23 protein-coding genes, 1 pseudogene and 1 riboswitch are annotated in these 20,815 nt (G+C 74.0%); of the genes and pseudogenes, 13 read left to right on the top strand and 11 right to left on the bottom strand.

Annotation, left to right across the window (positions count from 1 at the left end; all coding sequences use genetic code 11):
• Positions 1 to 145 (top strand): annotated as a pseudogene (locus tag ACH4T9_RS31015) (phytochelatin synthase); the annotation flags it as partial.
• Between the two features lie 80 nt (positions 146 to 225).
• Here the strand turns inward: ACH4T9_RS31015 and dusB are convergent.
• The 4 genes from dusB to ACH4T9_RS30995 all read right to left on the bottom strand — a co-directional run bounded on the left by dusB (position 226) and on the right by ACH4T9_RS30995 (position 3,927).
• Entirely contained in the window at positions 226 to 1,398 is a 1,173-nt protein-coding gene (gene dusB, locus ACH4T9_RS31010) for a tRNA dihydrouridine synthase DusB (RefSeq protein ID WP_396671404.1), read from the bottom strand.
• Between the two features lie 64 nt (positions 1,399 to 1,462).
• The gene (locus ACH4T9_RS31005) at positions 1,463 to 2,842 is read right to left on the bottom strand and encodes a glycine--tRNA ligase (protein ID WP_396671405.1); all 1,380 of its coding nucleotides are present in this window, start codon (positions 2,840 to 2,842) and stop codon (positions 1,463 to 1,465) included.
• Between the two features lie 161 nt (positions 2,843 to 3,003).
• Entirely contained in the window at positions 3,004 to 3,477 is a 474-nt protein-coding gene (locus ACH4T9_RS31000; RefSeq protein WP_396671483.1) for a hypothetical protein, read from the bottom strand.
• A 108-nt stretch (positions 3,478 to 3,585) separates the two neighbouring features.
• Positions 3,586 to 3,927: an antibiotic biosynthesis monooxygenase family protein gene (locus tag ACH4T9_RS30995; RefSeq protein WP_396671406.1), complete on the bottom strand. Its 342-nt coding sequence runs from the start codon at positions 3,925 to 3,927 to the stop codon at positions 3,586 to 3,588.
• A 26-nt stretch (positions 3,928 to 3,953) separates the two neighbouring features.
• On the opposite strand from ACH4T9_RS30995, the gene ACH4T9_RS30990 reads away from it, so the two are divergent.
• The 8 genes from ACH4T9_RS30990 to ACH4T9_RS30955 all read left to right on the top strand — a co-directional run bounded on the left by ACH4T9_RS30990 (position 3,954) and on the right by ACH4T9_RS30955 (position 8,543).
• Positions 3,954 to 4,211, top strand: coding sequence for a hypothetical protein (locus ACH4T9_RS30990; RefSeq protein WP_396671407.1), 258 nt, complete (start codon positions 3,954 to 3,956; stop codon positions 4,209 to 4,211).
• A 111-nt stretch (positions 4,212 to 4,322) separates the two neighbouring features.
• Positions 4,323 to 5,276: a metal ABC transporter substrate-binding protein gene (locus tag ACH4T9_RS30985; protein WP_396671408.1), complete on the top strand. Its 954-nt coding sequence runs from the start codon at positions 4,323 to 4,325 to the stop codon at positions 5,274 to 5,276.
• The gene (locus ACH4T9_RS30980; RefSeq protein WP_396671409.1) at positions 5,273 to 6,034 is read left to right on the top strand and encodes a metal ABC transporter ATP-binding protein; all 762 of its coding nucleotides are present in this window, start codon (positions 5,273 to 5,275) and stop codon (positions 6,032 to 6,034) included. Before ACH4T9_RS30985 ends, ACH4T9_RS30980 begins: the two co-directional genes overlap by 4 nt.
• Positions 6,035 to 6,036: 2 nt before the next feature.
• Complete coding sequence (locus tag ACH4T9_RS30975) at positions 6,037 to 6,903, top strand: metal ABC transporter permease (protein ID WP_396671410.1); 867 nt, start codon at positions 6,037 to 6,039, stop codon at positions 6,901 to 6,903.
• Positions 6,904 to 6,946: 43 nt separating this feature from the next.
• Positions 6,947 to 7,246: a metalloregulator ArsR/SmtB family transcription factor gene (locus ACH4T9_RS30970; protein ID WP_161691876.1), complete on the top strand. Its 300-nt coding sequence runs from the start codon at positions 6,947 to 6,949 to the stop codon at positions 7,244 to 7,246.
• On the top strand, positions 7,243 to 7,638 hold the full coding sequence (locus tag ACH4T9_RS30965; protein WP_387024987.1) for a Fur family transcriptional regulator: 396 nt from the start codon (positions 7,243 to 7,245) through the stop codon (positions 7,636 to 7,638). The genes ACH4T9_RS30970 and ACH4T9_RS30965 overlap by 4 nt, the downstream gene beginning before the upstream one ends.
• A 122-nt stretch (positions 7,639 to 7,760) precedes the next feature.
• A complete protein-coding gene (locus ACH4T9_RS30960; RefSeq protein WP_396671411.1) occupies positions 7,761 to 8,366 on the top strand; it encodes a hypothetical protein in 606 nt (201 codons plus the stop codon).
• A gap of 9 nt (positions 8,367 to 8,375) precedes the next feature.
• A complete protein-coding gene (locus ACH4T9_RS30955) occupies positions 8,376 to 8,543 on the top strand; it encodes a hypothetical protein (RefSeq protein WP_387024991.1) in 168 nt (55 codons plus the stop codon).
• Between the two features lie 78 nt (positions 8,544 to 8,621).
• Here ACH4T9_RS30955 and ACH4T9_RS30950 read toward each other — a convergent pair whose 3' ends face one another.
• The 6 genes from ACH4T9_RS30950 to ACH4T9_RS30925 form a co-directional block, all read right to left on the bottom strand.
• Complete coding sequence (locus ACH4T9_RS30950; protein WP_396671412.1) at positions 8,622 to 10,781, bottom strand: acyl-CoA dehydrogenase family protein; 2,160 nt, start codon at positions 10,779 to 10,781, stop codon at positions 8,622 to 8,624.
• 131 nt (positions 10,782 to 10,912) lie between these two features.
• Complete coding sequence (locus ACH4T9_RS30945) at positions 10,913 to 11,416, bottom strand: DUF6328 family protein (RefSeq protein ID WP_396671413.1); 504 nt, start codon at positions 11,414 to 11,416, stop codon at positions 10,913 to 10,915.
• A gap of 114 nt (positions 11,417 to 11,530) precedes the next feature.
• Positions 11,531 to 12,517, bottom strand: a complete 987-nt coding sequence (locus ACH4T9_RS30940; protein WP_396671414.1) for an aminoglycoside N(3)-acetyltransferase — start codon at positions 12,515 to 12,517, stop codon at positions 11,531 to 11,533.
• Positions 12,514 to 13,344, bottom strand: coding sequence for an alpha/beta fold hydrolase (locus ACH4T9_RS30935; RefSeq protein ID WP_396671415.1), 831 nt, complete (start codon positions 13,342 to 13,344; stop codon positions 12,514 to 12,516). The genes ACH4T9_RS30940 and ACH4T9_RS30935 overlap by 4 nt, the downstream gene beginning before the upstream one ends.
• A gap of 30 nt (positions 13,345 to 13,374) precedes the next feature.
• A complete protein-coding gene (locus tag ACH4T9_RS30930) occupies positions 13,375 to 14,109 on the bottom strand; it encodes a TIGR03943 family putative permease subunit (protein WP_396671416.1) in 735 nt (244 codons plus the stop codon).
• Positions 14,106 to 15,092: a permease gene (locus ACH4T9_RS30925; protein ID WP_396671484.1), complete on the bottom strand. Its 987-nt coding sequence runs from the start codon at positions 15,090 to 15,092 to the stop codon at positions 14,106 to 14,108. Before ACH4T9_RS30925 ends, ACH4T9_RS30930 begins: the two co-directional genes overlap by 4 nt.
• A gap of 261 nt (positions 15,093 to 15,353) precedes the next feature.
• Positions 15,354 to 15,459: riboswitch (TPP riboswitch) on the top strand.
• A 72-nt stretch (positions 15,460 to 15,531) separates the two neighbouring features.
• Between ACH4T9_RS30925 and ACH4T9_RS30920 the strand changes: the two genes are divergently transcribed.
• The 3 genes from ACH4T9_RS30920 to ACH4T9_RS30910 all read left to right on the top strand — a co-directional run bounded on the left by ACH4T9_RS30920 (position 15,532) and on the right by ACH4T9_RS30910 (position 18,559).
• On the top strand, positions 15,532 to 16,125 hold the full coding sequence (locus tag ACH4T9_RS30920; protein ID WP_396671417.1) for an ECF transporter S component: 594 nt from the start codon (positions 15,532 to 15,534) through the stop codon (positions 16,123 to 16,125).
• Positions 16,126 to 16,227: 102 nt separating this feature from the next.
• Entirely contained in the window at positions 16,228 to 17,658 is a 1,431-nt protein-coding gene (locus tag ACH4T9_RS30915) for an ABC transporter ATP-binding protein (RefSeq protein ID WP_396671418.1), read from the top strand.
• Positions 17,659 to 17,758: 100 nt separating this feature from the next.
• Positions 17,759 to 18,559 (top strand): energy-coupling factor transporter transmembrane component T family protein, encoded by an 801-nt coding sequence (locus ACH4T9_RS30910; protein WP_396671419.1) that lies wholly within the window; start codon positions 17,759 to 17,761, stop codon positions 18,557 to 18,559.
• Between the two features lie 98 nt (positions 18,560 to 18,657).
• Here ACH4T9_RS30910 and ACH4T9_RS30905 read toward each other — a convergent pair whose 3' ends face one another.
• Positions 18,658 to 18,948: a hypothetical protein gene (locus tag ACH4T9_RS30905; protein ID WP_396671420.1), complete on the bottom strand. Its 291-nt coding sequence runs from the start codon at positions 18,946 to 18,948 to the stop codon at positions 18,658 to 18,660.
• Between the two features lie 391 nt (positions 18,949 to 19,339).
• Here ACH4T9_RS30905 and gndA point away from each other — a divergent pair, with 391 nt between their 5' ends.
• Positions 19,340 to 20,782, top strand: a complete 1,443-nt coding sequence (gene gndA, locus ACH4T9_RS30900) for an NADP-dependent phosphogluconate dehydrogenase (protein WP_396671421.1) — start codon at positions 19,340 to 19,342, stop codon at positions 20,780 to 20,782.
• Positions 20,783 to 20,815 lie beyond the last annotated feature (33 nt).

Genomic DNA, 20,815 nt, shown 5'->3' with positions numbered 1-20,815 from the left:
CCACTACATCAGCGTCGTCGGCTACCGCGACAACGGGCATGTCGTGAAGATCGCCGACTCCGCCAACCCCGCCCAGGCCAGCTACGACATCACCGTCGACAACCTCGCCGACTGGATCGCCACCCGCGGCTACGCCACCTCCTGACCCACCCACAAACGACAAGGGCCGGCCCCCACCCGGGGAGCCGGCCCTTTCGTCGTACGAGGGAAACGTGTCGTCGGGCGTCAGCCGCCGGAGTCGGCCAGCTCCGCGCCCTCGGGCACGGTGTCGTCGTCCCGGCTGGCCAGCCAACCCTCGGGGAGGTAGACCTTGCCCGGGGAGTTCGTCCGGCCGCGCGGCTGGCCGAGCGTCGCCACCGGGAACGGCTCCGCCGGGTCGAGCTTGCCGAGCAGGTCGTCGAGCTGGGCCAGGCTGTCGATCATGGCGAGGGAGCGGCGCAGCTCGCTGCCGACCGGGAAGCCCTTGAGGTACCAGGCGACGTGCTTGCGGAAGTCTGTGCAGCCGTCCCGCTCGCCCCTGGCCGGGTTCCGCGCCCCCGCCACGAACTGGTCGACCAGCAGCTCGGCGTGCCGGCGCATGGTCACCGCCACCTCTCCGAGGGTGGGCAGCCGCCGCTCCGGCCGCCCGTCGAACGCGGCCTCCAGATCGGCGAAGAGCCACGGCCGGCCCAGGCAGCCACGCCCGATCACCACCCCGTCGACCCCGGTGTGGGCGACCATCCGCAGCGCGTCGTCGGCCTCCCAGATGTCGCCGTTACCGAGCACCGGCACGTCGAGGGTCTGCTTGAGGGTGGCGATCGCGTCCCAGTCGGCGGTGCCCGAGTAGCGCTGGGCGGCCGTACGCCCGTGCAGGGCGACCGCCACGACTCCGGCGTCCTGGGCGGCGAGCCCGGCCTCGACGTACGTCAGGTGGTCGTCGTCGATGCCCTTGCGCATCTTCACGGTGACCGGGACCCCGGCGGGCGACGCGGCGTCCACCGCGGCCTTCACCAGCCGGGCGAAGAGCCGACGCCGCCAGGGCAGGGCCGACCCGCCGCCCCTGCGGGTGACCTTGGGGACCGGGCAGCCGAAGTTCAGGTCGATGTGGTCGGCGAGGTTGCGCTCCACCACGATCCGCACGGCGGCGGCGGTGATCTCCGGGTCGGTGCCGTAGAGCTGGAGGCTGCGCGGCCGCTCGTCGTCGCCGAAGGCGATCATGCGCAGGGTCTTCGGGTTCCGCTGGACCAGCGCGATCGTGGTGATCATCTCGCAGACGTAGATGCCACCGCCCTGCTCCCGGCAGAGCCGGCGGAACCCGACGTTGGTGATGCCGGCCATCGGCGCGAGCACCACCGGCGGCCACACCTGGTGCCGCCCGAGGGTCAACGGACGCTGCGCGGGCAGGATCGGGGCGGTCACCGGACAAGTGTACGGGGCCCCGACCGGCACGTTTCCGCGCCGGCCGAGGCCCCGTGGACGGTGCTCAGCAGCCGGGGAGGCGCTCGATCAGGTAACGCTCGACCTGGTCCAGGGAGATCCGCTCCTGGGCCATGGTGTCCCGGTTCCGCACGGTCACCGCGTCGTCGTCGAGGGTGTCGAAGTCGACCGTCACGCAGAACGGGGTGCCGATCTCGTCCTGGCGGCGGTACCGGCGGCCGATGGCCTGCGAGTCGTCGAACTCGACCACCCAGCGCTTGCGCAGGTCGGCGGCGAGGCCCTTGGCCTTCGGGGAGAGCGCCTCGTTGCGGGACAGCGGCAGGACCGCCACCTTGACCGGCGCGAGCCGGGGGTCGAAGCGCATGACGGTGCGCTTGTCCACGCCGCCCTTGGTGTTCGGGGCCTCGTCCTCGTCGTACGCCTCCAGCAGGAACGCCAGCACCGCGCGGGTGAGGCCGGCGGCCGGCTCGATCACGTACGGCATCCAGCGCTCGCTCTTGCCCTGGTCGAAGTACGACAGGTCGACGCCGGAGTGCTTGCTGTGCGTGGACAGGTCGAAGTCGGTGCGGTTGGCGATGCCCTCCAACTCGGCGAACTCGCTGCCGCCGAACCGGAACCGGTACTCGATGTCGACGGTGCGCTTCGAGTAGTGGGAGAGCTTCTCCTTGGGGTGCTCGTAGAAGCGCAGGTTCTCCTCGGACAGCCCGAGGTCGAGGTACCAGTTCCAACGCTCGGAGAGCCAGTACTCGTGCCACTGCTCGTCGGAGCCCGGCTCGACGAAGAACTCCATCTCCATCTGCTCGAACTCGCGGGTACGGAAGATGAAGTTGCCCGGGGTGATCTCGTTGCGGAACGACTTGCCGGTCTGCGCGATGCCGAACGGCGGCTTCTTGCGGGCGACCGTCTCCACGTTCTTGTAGTTGACGAAGATGCCCTGGGCGGTCTCCGGGCGCAGGTAGTGCATGCCCTCGTCGCTCTCCACCGGGCCGAGGTAGGTCTTCATCAGGCCGTTGAACATCTTCGGCTCGGTGAAGGTGCCCTTGTTGCCGCAGTTCGGGCAGTTCAGCTCCGACAGCGAGGCCAGCGGCTTGCCGTGCTTCTCGGCGTACGCCTCCTCCAGGTGGTCGGCCCGGAACCGCTTGTGGCAGGACTGGCACTCCGTCAGCGGGTCGACGAACTCGGCGATGTGGCCGCTGGCCTCCCAGACCTTGCGGGAGAGGATGACCGCGGAGTCCAGGCCGACGACGTCGTCGCGCTGCTGGACCATGGTCTTCCACCACTGCCGGCGGACGTTCTCCTTCAGTTCCACGCCGAGCGGACCGTAGTCCCACGCCGACCGGGTGCCCCCGTAGATCTCACTGGAGGGGAAGACGAAGCCCCGGCGCTTGGCGAGGCTGACGACGGCGTCGATACGGTCGGCTGGCATGTTTCCTCCTACGCCGGCTGGCGGTCGGCGGGGGCGAGATGTGGATGGATCGGTCGGTTCGGGGACAACGGTACGACCGTACGGGCCCCGGGCCCAGCAGAATACCGGGGGCGGGGCCGGCCACCCCCGCGAGCCTCCGTTCGGCCAGCGGGGGCGGGTGGTCAGCTCACCCCGCACACCTCCATGGCCCCGGTCTGCCCGTCGGCGGCGAGGGTGACCTCCTGGTGGCCCCGGTTGCCGCCGCTGAAGGTGACAGACACCGGGGCGGTGAGGGTGGTGGGGTCCACCTCGCCCACCCGGTACGAGTCGATCTGCGGTTCGGCGGCGACCCGACGCTCGAACTCCGCCCGGGACTCGCGGCGCTGCGCGTCGTCGCAGAGCGTGTCGTACGACCTGCCGTACTTCCGCTCGACCAGCCCCTGGTAGTAGTCATCGGTCACCGCGCGGCCCTGCTCCCGCACCGCCTGCACGTTGCTGATCAGCAGGCCGACCACGGCCGCCCCGCCCCCGCCGCAGCAGAGCAGCACGGCCAGCGCCCCGACCCCGAGGCCGAGCCAGAGCCGGGCGCTGCGCCCCTCGGTCGGGGGCGCCACGAACGGCGGGGCCACCCCTGGGCCGGCCGGGGGCGCGGGCACCCCGGGCTCCAGGTGCGGCGGCGGCTCGTCCGGCCCGGGCGCCATGGGGTACGAGGGTGGACCGGCCGGTCCGGGTGCGGTCATAGGTGCAGGGTAGTGCCCGGCGACTCAGCGGTACGGGGCAGCGGCCCGATCACTGGGGTTCACCTCGACCGCCCCGCCGGGGGCCGCGGCGGCCAGCGCCTCGTATGCGGACGGCTCGTCGAGCGACTCGGCCAGCAGCGGCGTGGCGTGCACCTTGACGTCGAACCCGCCCAGTGCCCGCCGGTAGGCCCCGACGGACTCCCACTCGGTGACGAGACACCAGTGGCGCGGGTCGTCCAACGCCCGGAGCAGCTCCCCACGCAGGTAGCCGGGGCGGGTTGCGAGCGCAGCCAGGGCGGCGTGCGCGCGTTCGGTGAAGGTGGGGGCGACGTCCTCGTCGACCACGAACCGGTTGGTGACCAGCACCGGGTCCTCCTCGTAGAGTCTGTGGGATGCAGCGTACGCAGCGCACCTTGCTGGGCCGGTTGGCCCGGGCGAACCCGACGACGATCTTCCTGGTCACGCTGGCGCTGGTGCTGGTGGCGCTGTTCACCCCGGGCGTGGTCGGCGGGATGCTGCTGCTGGCCCTCGCCGCCGCCCTGGTCGCGCTGCTGCTGACCACGTGGGCGGTGCAGGCGCCGGCCACCCGGGTGATCCGGCTGGTGATGCTCACCCTGCTGGTCACCGCGGCGCTGACGAAGCTGCTCTGACCACCGCGTCGCGGCGAACCGGCCCGTCCGAACGGGGCACTATCAGACACCCCGCTCGCATGCAAGCATGCGTTTTTGACAATCAATTTCGTTGTCACGGAGAGTTGGGGCATGAAGCTCCGCCGCTCCACCGCACGTGCCCTGGCCGCAGCGACCGCCCTGATAGCCCTCGGCACCCTCACCGCCTGCGCGGAGGACGGCGCTGGCGCAGACCCGCAGCGGGTCGACGTGGCCGCCGCCTTCTACCCGCTCCAGTTCGTCGCCGAGCGGATCGGGGGCGACGCGGTCCGGGTGACGAACCTGACCAAGCCCGGCGCCGAGCCGCACGACCTGGAGCTCACCCCCCGCCAGGTCGGCGAGGTGAACCAGGCCGAGCTGATCATCTACCTCAAGGGCTTCCAGCCCGCGGTGGACGAGGCGGTCGAGCAGAACGGCGGCGACCGGGCCTTCGACGTCACCGGGGTGCAGCCGCTGCTGGCCGGGAACGCCGGCGGGCACGACCACGACGGTGAAGAGGCCGGACACGGGGGCGGGGAGGAGGGCGGCGGCCAGGACCCGCACCTGTGGCTCGACCCGACCCGGCTGGCCACCGTCGGTAACCGGCTCGCCGAGCGGCTCGGTCAGGTCGACCCGGACCGCGCCGCCGACTACACCGCCCGGGCGGGCGCGTTGCGCGCCGAGCTGGAGACGCTGGACGCCGAGTTCGCCGCCGGGCTGCGGACCTGCCAACGCCGCGAGCTCGTGGTGAGCCACACCGCGTTCGGTTACCTGACCGAGCGCTACCGGCTCGACCAGGTCGGCATCACCGGGCTGGCCCCGGAGAACGAACCCTCCCCGCAGCGCCTCGCCGAGGTCGCCCGGGAGGCCCGGGAGCATCAGGCCACCACGATCTTCTTCGAGACCCTGGTCAGCCCGAAGGTCGCCGAGACCATCGCCCGCGAGGTGGGGGCGAAGACCGCGGTGCTCGACCCGCTGGAAGGCCTGTCCGCCGATCACGGCGGGGACTACCTTTCGGTGATGCGCACCAACCTGGCGACCCTGCGGACGGCGTTGAGCTGCTCGTGAACGCGCCTGTCATCACCGTCACCCGGGGGACGGTCGGCTACGACGGCCGCCCGGTGCTGCGCGACGTCTCACTGACCGTCACCGCCGGCGAGGTGGTCGCCGTGCTCGGCGCCAACGGCTCCGGCAAGTCCACCCTGATCCGCGCGGTGCTCGGGCTGGTCCCGCTGCACGCCGGGTCGGTCTCGCTCTTCGGCGTCCCGCTGCGCCGGTTCCGGCAGTGGCAGCGGATCGGGTACGTCCCGCAGCGCCTCGGCGCCGGCGGCGGCGTCCCGGCCACCGTCCGCGAGGTGGTGGCCTCGGGCCGGCTCGCCCGCCGGGGCGTGCTGCGCCCGCCGGGCCGGGCCGACCGGGCGGCGGTCGACGCCGCGCTGGCCGCTGTCGGCCTGGCCGACCGGGCCGGCGACCCGGTGGCCACCCTCTCCGGCGGCCAGCAGCAGCGCACCCTGATCGCCCGGGCCCTGGCCGGCGAGCCGGAGTTGCTGGTCCTCGACGAGCCGACCGCCGGGGTCGACGCCGCCAGCCAGGAGGCGTTCGCCGGGGCGCTGCACGGCTTCGTCGACGGCGGCGGGACGGTGCTGCTGGTGGCCCACGAGCTGGGGCCGCTGCGACCGCTGATCACCCGGGCCGTGGTGGTGCACCACGGTGGGATCGCCCACGACGGCGCGGTCCCCGAGCCGGCCGGCCACCACGCCGATCCCGACCACGACCACGTGCACCCGCACGGACCCGACGAGCCCGCTGGGCTGTGGAGCAGTTGAGCATGGAGCTTTTCCAGTACCCGTACATGCAGCGCGCCCTGATCGGCGCGCTGGTCATCGGCCTGGCCGCCCCGGCGCTCGGCATCTACCTGGTGCAGCGCCGGCTGGCCCTGATCGGCGACGGGGTCGGGCACGTGGCGCTCACCGGCGTCGGCGCCGGGCTGCTGCTCAACCGCTCCCCGGTGCTGGTGGCCGTGGTCGTGGCGACGCTCGGCGCGATCACCATCGAGCTGGTCCGGGCGCGTGGACGCACCTCGGGCGACCTCGCGCTGGCGCTGCTGTTCTACGGCGGGATCGCGGGCGGGGTGACGCTGGTCGGGCTCTCCGACGCCACCAGCGCGAAGCTCAACGCGTACCTGTTCGGGTCGCTGACCACCATCTCGCCGCAGGACCTGACCACCATCGTGGTGCTCGGCGCGGCGCTCCTGGTGACCATGCTGGCACTGCGCCCGGCGCTGTTCGCGGTCTGCCACGACGAGGAGTACGCCCGGGTCGCCGGGCTGCCCGTGCGGGCGCTGAACATGCTGCTCGCGGTCGGCACCGCGGTCACCGTGACGATCGCCATGCGGGCCGTCGGGGTGCTGCTGATCAGCGCTCTGATGGTGGTACCGGTGGCCACCGCCCAGCAGGTCACCCGGGGCTTCCGCAGCACGATGGCCGCGGCGATGACGCTCGGGCTGTTCGCCGCCGGCTCCGGGGTCTGGGTGGCCGCCAACGCCGACACCGCCCCCGGCGCGTCCGTGGTGCTGCTGGCGATCGCCTCGTTCCTCGTCGTCGCGGTCGCCGGCGCCGGCTGGCGGGCGGTGCGCCGACGCCGGACGACGGCCGGGACGGCGGTCGTCGAGCCGCCCGAAGTGGTGCTTCGGTGATCCTGGGCCCCGACGGCCCGATGGGATTGGTTACCGTTACAAGGTGACCGGCGGATCAGGATACGAGGCGTACGAGGACGCCGGTGAGCTGCTGCGCGCCCTCGCGGCCCCGATCCGGCTGGCGATCGTGAGCGAACTGGCGCAAGGTGAACGGTGCGTGCACGAACTGGTGGAGAAGCTCGGGGCGACGCAGCCGCTGGTCTCCCAGCACCTGCGGGTGCTGCGGGGGGCCGGCGTGGTCCGTGGCTCCCGGCGCGGTCGGGAAATCGCGTACGCGCTGGTCGACGAGCACGTCGCGCACATCGTGGCCGACGCGGTCAGCCACGCAGGGGAGGCATCGTGACCGAGGGGAACCCCGTCCGGAACACCCGGCAGCGCTCGGCGGTGAGCGCGCTGCTCGCCGAGGTCGAGGGGTTCCACAGCGCGCAGGACCTGCATGCCATGCTCCGCGAACGCGGCGAGCGGGTGGGGCTGACCACCGTCTACCGCACCCTCCAGGGGCTCGCCGACGCGGGCGAGATCGACGTGATGCGCCCGCCCGGCGGCGAGCACCTCTACCGGCGGTGCAGCGAGGGCCACCACCACCATCTGGTCTGCCGGGCCTGCGGGCGCACCGTCGAGGTGGCCGGGCCGACCGTGGAGGCCTGGGCGGAGCGGGTGGCGGCGCAGCACGGGTACGCCGACGTCAGCCACACCCTGGAGATCTTCGGCACCTGCCCGGCCTGCGCCGGCTGACCCCGCCCGGCAGCCCCTCGCCCCACGGCCCGGCCGCCGTACCGCGCCGGCCGGGTCGCGTCCGCGCCGGCCGGGAAAACCGACCCGTGCCGGGCGGGTCGGGCCGTGGCACGCTGTCCGGCGTGAAGATCTACGCCGATCGCTTCCCGACCGCCGTCCGCCAGTTCCTGACCGACCTGCTCGTCGCCGTCTGGGTGTACGCCGCGATCCGCTTCGCGCTCTGGGTGCACGACCTGGTGCAGAAGCTCGCCGTACCCGGACAGAAGCTGGAGGGGGCCGGCGGCGGCCTCGCCGACAACCTGGCCGACGCCGGCGGCAAGATCCGCCGGGTGCCGCTGGTCGGCGACGAGCTGACCGCCCCGTTCGCGAAGGCCGCCGATGCCGCCCGGGCGATGGCCGAGGCGGGCCGGGACCAGCAGGAACTGGTCGGCCAGCTCGCCCTGGCGCTCAGCATCGCGGTGCTGGTGTTCCCGCTCGGCCTGGTGCTGTTCGGCTGGCTGCCGCTGCGGCTGCGTTGGATGCGACGGGCCGCCTCGGCCAAGGCGCTGGCCGCCGTCCCGGCCGGGCGGGACCTGCTGGCCCTGCGGGCGCTGGCCGGTCAGCCGATCGGCAAGCTGACGCGGATCGCCCCGGACGTGGCCGATGCGTGGCGACGCGGCGACGACGCCACGGTCGAGGCGCTCGCCGCGCTGGAGCTGCGCGGACTCGGGCTCCGGGGTGGCCGCTAGGGTGGTCCGGTGCTCTACTTCCTGATCGTCGTCGCCGTGCTGCTGCTGGCCTACGCCGTCGTGCTGGTCAGCTTCGTCCGCCGGGGCCGCAAGATACCGCCGGCGGCGTACCTGGTGCTGGCGGCGCTCAACGGGCTGATCCTGGCCGCCGTGCTGGCCTGGGCCATCGCCCGGTGAGCCCGCGCCGGCCCGGGGCGCGCCGCTCCGGACGGGCCCCCTGCCGTGCCACGGGCATCGGCAGGGGACCCTCCCTCGTCACTCGGGGCGGGGGATGCGGCGGCGGACGTCCTGGGCGGTGGACGGGCCGGGGGTCCAGCGGGCCACCCAGGGCAGGTCGGCCGGCGGGGTGATCACCCCGTCCTCCAGGGCCGCGTACCGACCGTCGAGGATCCGCTTCGCCGCCGCCACGTCGACGGAGTCGGTGTTCGCCCACAGGCCGGTGAACAGGGCGTCGACCCGCAGCCGGGCCTGGCGGCAGAAAAGGTCGGCCAGCTCGACGTTCTCCGGGCGGGTGTCCTTCTCCGCGTACGCCCGGACGCAGACCGCGGACATCGCGAACAGCTCCACGCCGATGTCCACCACCCGGCCGAGGAACGCCTGCTTGCGCTCCATCTTGCCCTGCCAGCGGGACATCGCGTAGAACGTCGACCGGGCCAGCTTGCGGCTGTGCCGCTCGACCTGGCGCAGGTGGCCGGCGAGCGGGCCGAACTCGGCGTACGCCCTCGGCGCCTGGCCCCGGCCGACGGCGAGGGTGGGGAGCCACTTCGCGTAGAAGGCCCCGGCCCGCGCGCCGGCCTTCGCCTTGCGGCCGAGCCCGGCGTCGGGGTCGATGATGTCCCCGGCGACCGAGAGGTGGGCGTCGACCGCCTCGCGGGCGATGAGCAGGTGCATGATCTCGGTGGAGCCCTCGAAGATCCGGTTGATCCGCAGGTCGCGCAGCATCTGCTCGACCGCGGCCGGGCGCTCGCCCCGGGCGGCCAGGGAGTCGGCCGTCTCGTAGCCGCGCCCGCCCCGGATCTGGAGCAGCTCGTCGCCGATCTTCCAGGCCATCTCGCTGGCGTAGAGCTTGACCAGGGCCGCCTCGATCCGGATGTCGTTGCGGTCGTCGTCGGCGAGCAGACAGCACAGGTCCAGCATGGTCTCCATGCCGTACGTGGTGGCGGCGACGAACGCGAGCTTCTGCGCGACGGCCTCGTGCGCGCCCACCGGCCGGCCCCACTGGACCCGGTCGGCGGCCCAGTCCCGGGCCACGTTCAGCGACCACTTTCCCGCGCCGACGCACATCGCCGGCAGCGACAGCCGCCCCGTGTTCAGCGTGGTCAGGGCGATTTTCAGCCCCTTTCCCTCGCCGCCGATGACGTTCTCGTTCGGCACGAACACGTCGTGGAACCGGGTGAGGCTGTTCTCCAGGCCGCGCAGGCCGGTGAACTCGTTGCGCCGCTCCACCGTGATGCCCTCGGCGTCGCCGTCGACGACGAACGCGGTGATCCCGCCGCGCCGCCCCTCGCCGGCCGGCACCCGGGCCATCACCACCAGCAGGGTGGCCACGGTGCCGTTGGTGGCCCACAGCTTCACCCCGTTGAGCCGGTACCCTGCGCCGTCGGCGGTCGGCTCGGCCGTGGTGCCCAGCCGGGCCGGGTCGGATCCGACGTCCGGCTCGGTGAGCAGGAACGCCGACACCTCGCCGGCGGCGAGCCGGGGCAGGAAGCGCTGCTTCTGCTCGTCGGTGCCGAACATCTTCAGCGGCTGCGGGACGCCGATCGACTGGTGGGCCGACAGCAGCGCGCCGATCGCCGGGCTGACCGACCCCGCCAGCATCAGGGCCCGGCAGTAGTGCAGGTTGCTCAGCCCGAGCCCGCCGTGGGACCGGTCGATCTTCATGCCGAACGCGCCGAGCCGGGCCAGCCCGTGGAACACCTCGTCGGGGATGCGGGCGTCGCGCTCGATCGCCGCCCCGTCCACCTCGGACTCCAGGTATGCCCGCAGCCGGCCGAGGAACTCCTCGGCCCGGGCGTCCTCGGCCGGGTCGGTACGCGGCCAGGGGTGGATCAGGTCGATCCGGAGCCGGCCGAGGAACAACTCCTTGCCGAAGCTCGGCCGGTCCCACGCGGACTCGCGGGCCGCCTCGGCGACCTGCCGGGCCTCCTTCTCCGACACCTGACCGGCCTCCGTCGGCAGCGCCCCCGCGCCCCCGGCGGCATCGACGGCGGCGGCGTCGGCAGTGGCCTCGGCGACGGTGGCGTCGGCAGTGGCCTCGGCGGTGACAGCGTCGGCGGTGGCCTCGCTGACGTCGGCGGCGGGGCCAGGGACGGCCGGGGCCGGATCGTCGATCGGCGCGACCCGGCCGGTGGGGCCGCCCGTCGGGGCTCCCCCCGCCGGGTCGGGCGTGGGTCGGCTGTTCTGCGTCGTGGTCACGGCGGCCCCCTCGAACCTCGGTCCGGATGCGTCAACGTGCTCGACAAAAGCAACGCTACCCCCGGCTGTTACCCAGGGGTAGCGTTGCGTGCACCTCGGAATTTCCCCAGCGTCCGCACTGGTCGGCGGGATCAGCCGCCGGTGATCATCTGCGGATCGTCATCGTCGTCGTCGATGTCGTCGTCGCCCCAGTTGCGGCGGGCGAACGGCAGGACCACCCAGAAGGCCAGGAACCAGACCGCCGTGATCCCGGTGAGCACGAAGGCGATGCCCCGGTCCAGCACGAAGTCGGTGATCAGCAGGACCGCGCTGACCATCGCGATGAGCATGAAGGCGAGCCCGCCGCTGGCCATCCGGTGGGCGAACCGGACCAGCTCCGGCTTGCGCCCCTGCCGGAACAGCGCCCGGTGGAAGGCGACCGGGGAGATGATCATGGCGGTAGCACCGGCCGCCGACAGCAACGCGACGATGTAGACGTCTCTCTGGAACTCGCTGGTGTGCGTGAAGCCGTTGCTGAACGGCAGGGTCAGCAGGAACGCGAACAGGATCTGCACGCCGGTCTGCGCGACCCGCAACTCCTGGAGCAGGTCGGCGAAGTTGCGCTGCCAGCGCTGCTTCTCGGTTTCCTTCGACACGCGCTACCTCCGGGGTGACGGTACTGCCGGCGGGATCCACCCCGCCGGCAGCATCGGCTTTGCCCCGTCGGGCGAACGGCGAAACCGACTCACGACCGCACCCGCCCGCCGCGGTCAGGACCCCCCGGCGGACACGGCCGGCGTACCGGGCCTCCATGCGTCCTCCGTACGTCGGTTGCGGGCCAGCCAGTCCACCGCGAAGTCGACCGCCGCCCGCTGGCGCATCGACCTGCCCGTCCCGTCGCCGACCGGGCCGATCCGGACCGCGCCGGTCGACTCCAGGTCCGCCCCGAGCCGGGGGAAGTCGGCCGAGTCGACCGCCACGTCCTCCCACCATGCCCAGTCCTGGCCGCCGTCGCGGGTGCGAACCGCCGCGCCCACCCGTTCCCTCGGCGGGGCGGCCTGCCGGTACTCCGCCAGGTGCAGCGACGTGTTGCAGCCGTGGTCGACGCCGAGCAGCAGCACGTCGGCGTCCAGGTCGTACAGCCGGCCCAGCGGCGAACCGGAACCGAGCATGTCGGCCAGCGGGTGCCCGGCCACGATCTCCTCGGCGGCGGCCCCGAGCGCGGCGAACGAGACGTGCGGGTGGTCGCTGCGCCGGGCCCCCGGCCAGCCCCGGACGGTCTCGGCCAGCGCCCCCATGAACCGGCTCGGGGTGACCGCCGGGTCGAAGCCGGGAGTCCCCGCGCGGATCACCGGCCACCAGTCCGCCGGCACCGGCGGGTTGCTCCACCCGGCCGGGTCGCTGTTCTCCGGCGTGTGGGTCGGCACCACCAGCGTGCCCTCGGGGCCGAGCACGTCGAGCAGGGCGAGGGCCACCGCCTGCGGGCCGCCGCAGACGAACCCGAGTGCCCGCAGTCCGGCGTGCACGAGCACGATGCCGCCGGGGCGTACCCCCAGGTCGTGGAGCTGCGCGGCGAGCGACGCGCGGGTGTGCGGCCGGGCCGCCGCGACGCCGCCGCCCGCCGCGCCCGGCGGACCCGGGACGGACAGCGGACCCGGGACGGACGGCGGACCCGGGACGGACGGCGGACCCGGGACGGACGGCGGGGCGAGGGCGGACGGCGGATCGGGGGCGGACGGCGGCGGGGCGGGGGTCACCGCGCGGCGCCCGTGCGGGCCAGGATCGCCTCGGCGAGCGGACCGGGCGCCTCGTCGGGAATCCAGTGCGAGACGCCGGGCAGCTCGACGAGGCGGTAGTCCCCGGTGACATGGGCGGCGCACGCCTCGGCGGCGGTGCGGCCGATCGCGATGTCCCTGCTGCTCCACACGAACGCGGTCGGCACCGGCACCGGCCCGACCGCCGCGAGGTCGGCCCGCGACATCGCCCGGTACCAGTTCAACGCGGCGGTCAGCGCGCCCGGCTCGCGCATCGGCTCGGCGTACCGGGCCACCCGGGCGGCGTCGCCGACCCCGCCGAGCAGCTTGCGCAGGGCGGCGGCCCGCAACGCCAGCAGCACCTTCTCCGCCTTGCCCGGCTTGCGGAACAGGGCGATGTACGACGAGCGGGCCTTCTGCCCGGTGTCCGTGGCCAGCGCGTGCGCCATCGCGGCGGGGTGCGGGACGGACACGGCGGTGAGGGTGCGCACCCGGTCGGGACGGCTCGCGGCCAGCCCCCAGGCCACGATCGCGCCCCAGTCGTGCCCCACCACGTGCGCCGCGTCGACGCCCAGCGCGTCGAGCAGGGCCGCCGCGTCGGCGACCAGTTCGGGGAGCCGGTACGCCTCGACCGCCCCGGGCCGGGCGAGCGGCGAGTAGCCCCGCTGGTCCGGCGCGTACGTGCGCAGCCCGGCGGCGTGCAGCGCCGGCGTCACCTCGTCCCACTCGCCGCCGTGCTGCGGGAAGCCGTGCAGCAGCAGCACCGGTTCGCCGTCGGCCGGCCCACCGGTGCGGGTCTCGAACGTCAGCCCCCGCGCCTCCACCTGCATGATCGGCAGCCTACCCAGCGGGGCCCGGCCTCACTCGTACTGGTTTCGCGGGACGGGCACCTTTCGCCAGGACTCCACGGCCAGGTACGGGATCTCGGCGTCGTTGACCGGGTCCCGCCCGACCCGGTCGCTGTACCGGCCGGTGGCCTCGACCCAGGTGTCGTTCGGCAGGCCGAGGGGCACATCGCCGGTCAGGCCCAGCTTGACCGGGCGTCCGTCGGCGGCGCAGCAGGACAGCACCATCCGGGCCAGCATCGGCTGCCCGTCGGGGCCGGCGACGATGAACCCGGTGAGCCGTACCCGGCGGTCGCCGATCGAGGTGCCCCGGTCGAACAGGGCCCGGGAGGCGTAGTCGAGCACGGTGACCGGGGCCGGGTCGCCCGGCGGCAGCGGCGGGTAGTCGGACGGCTGCTGTTCGGCGGCGAGCGCGGTGCCGGCCTGTTCCGCCGCGTACGAGCCGAGGGCCGGCGGGGCGACCAGCAGCAGGCCGAGCACCGGCAGCAGGAGCAGCCAGCCGACCCGCGGCTCGTGGTGCCCGTGGTCGTGGTCGCCGTGCCCGTCGTCGGGCTGGTGGTGCCCGGTGGCGGGCGGGCGCAGCTCGTACCACAGGGTCGTCACGGCGGTGGCGACCAGCACCAGCCCGGCGGCGATCAGGAACGGGCGCAGCCCCTCCTTGACGTAGCGCAGGTAGAGGTCGGTGACGCTGGCCCGGACCACCGCCCCGCCGAGCAGCAGCAGGACGACCGCCTGCGCCTGCCGGTTCACAGCAGCACCGCCCCGGCGAGGGTGGCCACCGCGACGGCGACGGCGAAGGTCGCCGGGGCGAACCGGAACGCGAACCGCCGGCCGAGGACGCCGGCCTGCATGGAGATCAGCTTGAGGTCGACCATCGGCCCGACCACCAGGAAGACCAGCCGGGAGGTGAGGGAGAACTGCGACAGCGACGCCGCGACGAAGGCGTCCGCCTCGGAGCAGATGGACAGCAGCACGGCGAGCACGGCCAGGGCGAGCACCGACAGCACCGGATCGTCGGCGAGGGTCCGCAACCAGCGCTCCGGCACGAGCACGTTGATGGTCGCGGCGGCCATCGCGCCGACGACCAGGAACCCCCCGGCGTGCACGACGTCGTGGCGCACGGCGGCCCAGAAGGCCCTCCCCCGCCCGGCGCCGTCCAGCTCCGGCCGGCGCGGCAGCCGGATCCAGTCGGCGCGGCCGAGCCGCAGCCAGAGCCATCCCATGGTCATGGCGACGGCCAGGCTGGCGAGCGCCCGCGCGAGCACCATCGGGGGGTTGCCCGGGAAGGCGACCGCGGTGGCGGTGAGCACGACCGGGTTGACCGCCGGGGCTGCGAGCAGGAAGGCCAGGGCCGCCGCCGGGGTGACGCCACGCCGGATCAGAGAGCCGGCGATCGGCACGGAGCCGCACTCGCAGCCCGGCAGCACCACGCCGGCGACGCTGGCCACCGGCACCGCCAGGGCCGGGTGCCGGGGCAGCGCCCGGGCCCAGAACGCGCGCGGGACGAAGACCGCGATCGCCGCCGACAGCAGCACCCCGAAGACCAGGAAGGGCACGGCCTGCACCAGCACCGAGACGAACACGGTGGTCCAGGTCTGCATCCGGGGCGCGGCCAACACGCCGGCCAACTGCTCGCGGAACACCACCAGCAGCACCAGCAGCACGGCCAGCACCTCGACCGAGCCGACGAGGCCGCCGTCCGGACGTCGCGGACCGCCCGCCGCCTCCCCCACCGGTACGTCCGGCGCGGCCACGCCGACCGACCCCGTCGCCGGGGCCCGCCCGCCGGCCCCGGCGGGCGGCGGGGAGCGGTCGGTCGGCGCCGTCACGGCTCGCCCCCTGGTGTTCGGCAGTTCGGCGGCGCGACACTATCGCGCGCGACGGGCCGGGTCGACGAAGTACGGCGAGATGACGGTTTCCGCATCGGGGGTGAGCTGCGATTGGATCACATTGCCCGGCGATCTTTCGAGGTGTTAGCGTCGGCGAGACAACTTCATATCCGACAGGGGAGCGCACAGCGCTGAGAGTGCGGGCACCGCCCGCAGACCCTCGAACCTGATCTGGGTAATGCCAGCGCAGGGAGTTCGGTCGACCTCCAGCCGCGCCGCCGTCCGGTAGCCCGGGCGCGGCGTGCGTCTTCTCCTGGTTCACTCACGAACTGGGAGCCATCACATGAACCACACCGACAACAACCGCTGGCGCACGATCGACATCGTGGTCGCCTCGGTGATCGCGGTCGCCTTCGGCGTCATCTTCTGGGCCTGGGGCCTGGTCTGGAGCGCCACCGACGGGGCGTTCGCGTTCTTCCCGCCCGCGCAGACCCTGCTCTACGGGGTCTGGCTGATGCCGGCCGTGGTCGGTGGCCTGGTGATTCGCAAGCCGGGCGCGGCCCTGTACTGCGAGACCGTCGCCGCCGTCCTGTCCGCCCTGCTGGGCAGCCAGTGGGCCGGCACGGTGATCCCGCAGGGCATGGTCCAGGGCATCGGGGCGGAGCTGGCCTTCGCGGCGTTCCGGTACCGCTCGTTCCGGCTACCGACCGCGCTGCTCGCCGGGGCGCTCACCGGCCTCAGCGCCGCCCTGTTCGACTTCCTCGTCTGGAACGCCGAGTACGACCTGACCAGCTACCGCATCCCGTACGCCCTGCTCACCATCGTCAGCGCCACGGTCGTCTCCGGCGCCGGCGGCTGGGCCCTCACCCGCGCCCTGGCCGGCACGGGCGTCCTGGACCGCTTCCCCGCCGCCCGCGACTACCGCGCCCCCGTCTGATCGGGTTGATCAAGAGGTTTGCGTCAGCCGAACCCGGTTCTCCGGACGCAAACCTCTTGATCAACCAGGCTGTTCGGGTAGGGCGGGGTTGAGGGGGTCGGGGTGGGCGGGGTTGGGGTGCGGGGGTTCGGGTGGCGGCATGCTGGGCGGCGGGCCTGGGCGGTGCGTGGGGTGGACCTGCGCGTCGAGCGTGGCGAGCGGGTGCTGCTGCTCGGGCCGTCGGGGGCGGGCAAGAGCACGCTGCTGGCCGCGCTGGCCGGGCTCCTGCCCGAGGACTCGGGCGAGCAGGAGGGCACCGTCGAGGTCGACGGGGTCGACCCGCGCGCGGACCGGGAACGGGTCGGCATCGTCTTCCAGGACCCGGAGACCCAGCTCGTCATGGCCCGCTGCGGCGACGACGTGGCATTCGGGCTGGAGAACCGGGGCGTACCGGCCGACGAGATCTGGCCCCGGGTGGACGAAGCGCTGCGCCGCGTCGGCTTCCCGTACCACCGGGACCGGCCGACCGCCGCCCTCTCCGGCGGGGAGCAGCAGCGGCTCGCCCTGGCCGGGACGCTCGCCCTGCGGCCGGGTCTGCTGCTGCTCGACGAGCCGACCGCGAACCTCGACCCGGCCGGGGCGGCGCTGGTCCGCCGCGCGGTGGCCGACGCGATGGACGGCGACACCACGCTGATCCTGGTCGAGCACCGGGTCGCCGAGGCGTTGCCACTGGTCGACCGGGTGGTGGTGCTGGAGCCCGGCGGCGGGGTACGCGCCGACGGGCCGCCGGAGGCGGTCTTCGCCGCCCACGGTGACGCCCTCGCCGCCGACGGAGTCTGGGTGCCCGGCCGGACCGTGCCGCCCCGGCGCGCCACCGCGGCTCCGGGTGACCTGCTGATCACCGCCGACCGGGTCGCCGTGCCGCCCCGGCTCGCCCCGACCGACCTCGCGGTACGCGCCGGCGAGGCGCTGGCCGTCCTCGGCCCCAACGGCGCCGGCAAGTCCACCCTGGCCCTACTGCTGGGCGGCCTGCTCCGGCCGGGGACCGGCCGGGTGGCGGCGACCGGGGAACTGGCCGGCAGGGATGCCCGGACTCCCCCGTACCGCTGGCGGGCCCCCGCCCTGGCGGGCCGGATCGGGTCGGTCTTCCAGGACCCGGAGCACCAGTTCGTCACCGGAACGGTCTTCGACGAGCTGGCCCTCGGGCCGCGCCGCACCGGCCGGCCCGAGACCGCCGTCCGGGCCACCGTGGACGGACTGCTGGATCGGCTGCGCCTGGCGGCGCTGGCCCGCGCGAACCCGTACACCCTCTCGGGTGGGGAGGCACGACGGCTGAGCGTGGCGACCGCCCTCGCCACCGCGCCCCGGCTGCTGGTCTGCGACGAACCCACCTTCGGCCAGGACCGACGGACCTGGCTGGAGCTGGTCGACCTCTTCGCCGAGCTGCGCGACGCCGGGCACGGCGTGGTCACCGTCACCCACGACCCGGACTTCGTCGCGGCCCTGGCCGACCGGCGGATCACCGTGACCCGCGAGCCGTCGGCGGCGACGTGACCGACATGAACGGCGACCTGACGGGCGGCGTGACCGGCAGGAACGGCGATCCGACGGGCAACGACGTGACCGGCGCGTCCGGCCGGGTGGTGGAGGCCACGTGATCAGCATCGAACCGGTGGCGACGCCGGGCGCGCCGCTGGCCCGACGCAACCCGGTGGCGAAGGTCGCGGCGGCGTTGGTCTTCTCGTTCATCCTGCTCGCCACCCTGGACCCGGTCGCCCCGGCGATCGCTCTCGTCATCGAGCTGGCCGTGCTGCCGCTGTTCGGCATCCGGTACCGGGTACTCGCCCGGCGGGCCGCGCCGCTGCTGCTCGGCGCGGTCGGCATCGTGGCCACCCTGGTCCTCTTCGCCGCCGATCGCTCCGGCCGGGTGCTGGTCGACGCGGGGCCGGTGCTGGTCACCACCGGGGTGCTGCTCACCGCGCTCGGGCTGGCGCTGCGCATGCTGGCCGTGGCACTGCCCGGCGTGATCGTCTTCGCCACCACGGACCCGACCGACCTGGCCGACGCGCTGATCCAGAACGCGAAGGCGCCGGCCCGGTTCGCGATCGGCGCGCTGGCGGCGTTCCGGCTGGTGCCGTTGCTGGGCCAGGAGTGGCAGATGATCAGCATGGCGCGGCGGGCACGCGGGGTCGACGCCGGGCGCAATCCCCTGGCCCGGATGCGGCTGTTCGTCTCGACCGCGTTCGCGCTGCTGGTGGGGGCGATCCGGCGCGGCACCCGGCTCGCGGTGGCGATGGACGCCCGCGGTTTCGACGCGGGCACCCCACGCACCGTCGCCCGGCGGCAGCGGTTCCGGGCCGCCGACGGCCTGCTGATCGCCGGGGCGGCGGCCCTGGCCGGGGCGGCGCTGGCGGTCAGCGTCGCGCTGGGCGCGTTCCGCCCACTGATCGGCTGACCGCCCCGCTGACCGGCTGCCTGAGCTGCTCCGGCTCGGGTGCGTTTGTTGTCGCTAAAGCGGCAACAAGCGCACCCGAAGGCCCGGAGGTGTGCGGATCAGCTGCGGCGGAACGCGTACCGGCGGCCCTGGCCGGCGCGCTGGCTGCGGGCAGCGCCGGTGAACCGGGTGCCGCCGGCAGGCGGACCGGCCTTCGGCGCGGGCGGCGTCGCCACCACCGGGACGACCGGGACGGCGGCGACACCGTCGAGGTCCGGCGGCGTCACCACCGGCGGAACCGGGACGACCGGCGCGACGGCGGCAGCGTCGAGGTCCGGCGGCGTCGCCTTCGCCGGGGACGGACGCGGGGACGACGGGCGGGGCTTGCGGGAACTGCGCTTGGCGGGCATACGCGGCCTCCTGGTCAGGTGGGCACCGGCGACGCCACCGGGACCGGGGCGCCGACGACGCGGCGAGCGGGGAACGAGGTGCCCCGGCGGGCCCGACCACGAGGAACGCCGCGCGAAAACGACGGCGGCGACGACGGAATGCGGACGCCCGGAGCGACGGACCCGCGGCGACAGCGGCGGGCCGGCTTCCGAAAGAGGGGCGTCAGTTACGCATGGACCCGACAGTAGTCCACCCACCCGCAAGGCGCACCCGAATTACCGGCACCGCCGAACTGCTGCGGCCCGCGGCCGAACGCGACCAACCTGTGACACCGCCTCGAGGTCCGTCCCCCGGCGCGCACCCGGCGCGATACGGTCGCACCACAGGCGACGCGAGGGATGGCGGGAACGGATGACGCAGCAGGCGAGGGCGCAGATCGGCGTGACCGGGTTGGCGGTGATGGGCAGGAACCTGGCCCGCAACCTGGCCCGCAACGGGTTCACGGTGGCGGTGCACAACCGGTCCCCGGAGCGCACCCGCAGCCTGGTCGCCGAGCACGGCGACGAGGGCACGTTCGTGCCGTCGGAGTCCCTCGTGGACTTCGTGGCATCGCTGGAGCGCCCCCGGGCGGTGATCGTGATGGTCAAGGCCGGCGCACCGACCGACGCGGTGATCGACGAGCTCGTCCCGCTCCTGGAGGAGGGCGACATCGTCGTCGACTGCGGCAACGCCCACTTCGCCGACACCCGGCGACGGGAGGAGGCGCTGCGCGGGCACGGACTGCACTTCTCCGGCACCGGCGTGTCGGGCGGCGAGGAGGGCGCGCTACGCGGGCCGAGCATCATGCCGGGCGGCTCCGCCGAGTCGTACGCGAAGCTCGGCCCGATGTTCGAGAAGATCGCCGCCCAGGTCGACGGCACGCCGTGCTGCCGGCACATCGGCCCGGACGGCGCCGGCCACTTCGTGAAGATGGTGCACAACGGCATCGAGTACGCCGACATGCAGCTCATCGCGGAGGCGTACGACCTGCTGCGGGCCGGGCTGTCGGCGAGCCCGGCGGAGATCGCGGATATCTTCCGGGAGTGGAACACCGGCGAGCTGGAGTCGTTCCTCATCGAGATCACCGCCGAGGTGCTGGGGCACACCGACGCGGCGACCGGGCGGGCGTTCGTCGACGTCGTGCTGGACCAGGCCGAGCAGAAGGGCACCGGCCGCTGGACGGTGCAGAGCGCGCTGGACCTGGGCATCCCGATCACCGGCATCGCCGAGGCCACCTTCGCCCGGTCGCTGTCCGGGCACGCCGACCAGCGCGAGGCCGCCCGCCGGGCGTTCGGCGACGCCGGGGAGAAGTGGCAGGTCGAGGACCGGGACGCCTTCGTCGAGGACGTGCGGCGCGCACTGCTGGCCAGCAAGATCGTCGCGTACGCGCAGGGCTTCGACCACATCCGCGCCGGTAGCCGGGAGTACGACTGGGACATCGACCTGGGCGGCACCGCGACGATCTGGCGGGGCGGCTGCATCATCCGGGCCCGCTTCCTGGATCGGATCAAGGAGGCGTACGACGCCCAGCCGGAGCTGCCGTCGCTGCTGGTGGCGCCGTGGTTCGCCGAGGCGGTCAGCGCCGGCGTGCCGAGTTGGCGACGGGTGGTGGTCGACGCGGCCCGGGCCGGCGTGCCGACTCCGGCGTTCTCCTCGTCGCTGGCGTACTTCGACGGGCTGCGCGCCCAGCGGCTGCCCGCCGCGCTGATCCAGGGGCTGCGGGACAACTTCGGCGCGCACACCTACCAGCGGGTGGACCGGGAGGGGTCGTTCCACACGCTGTGGGCCGGCGACCGCTCCGAGGTGCAGGCGTGACCGTCAGCTAGGCGTCAGCGCCGCCCCCCGGTG

It is taken from the genome of Micromonospora sp. NPDC020750 (genome assembly GCF_044334565.1).
Lineage (GTDB): Bacteria > Actinomycetota > Actinomycetes > Mycobacteriales > Micromonosporaceae > Micromonospora.
Note: the sequence above shows the minus strand (reverse complement) of the source record. Positions and strands in the feature narration are given on the sequence as shown.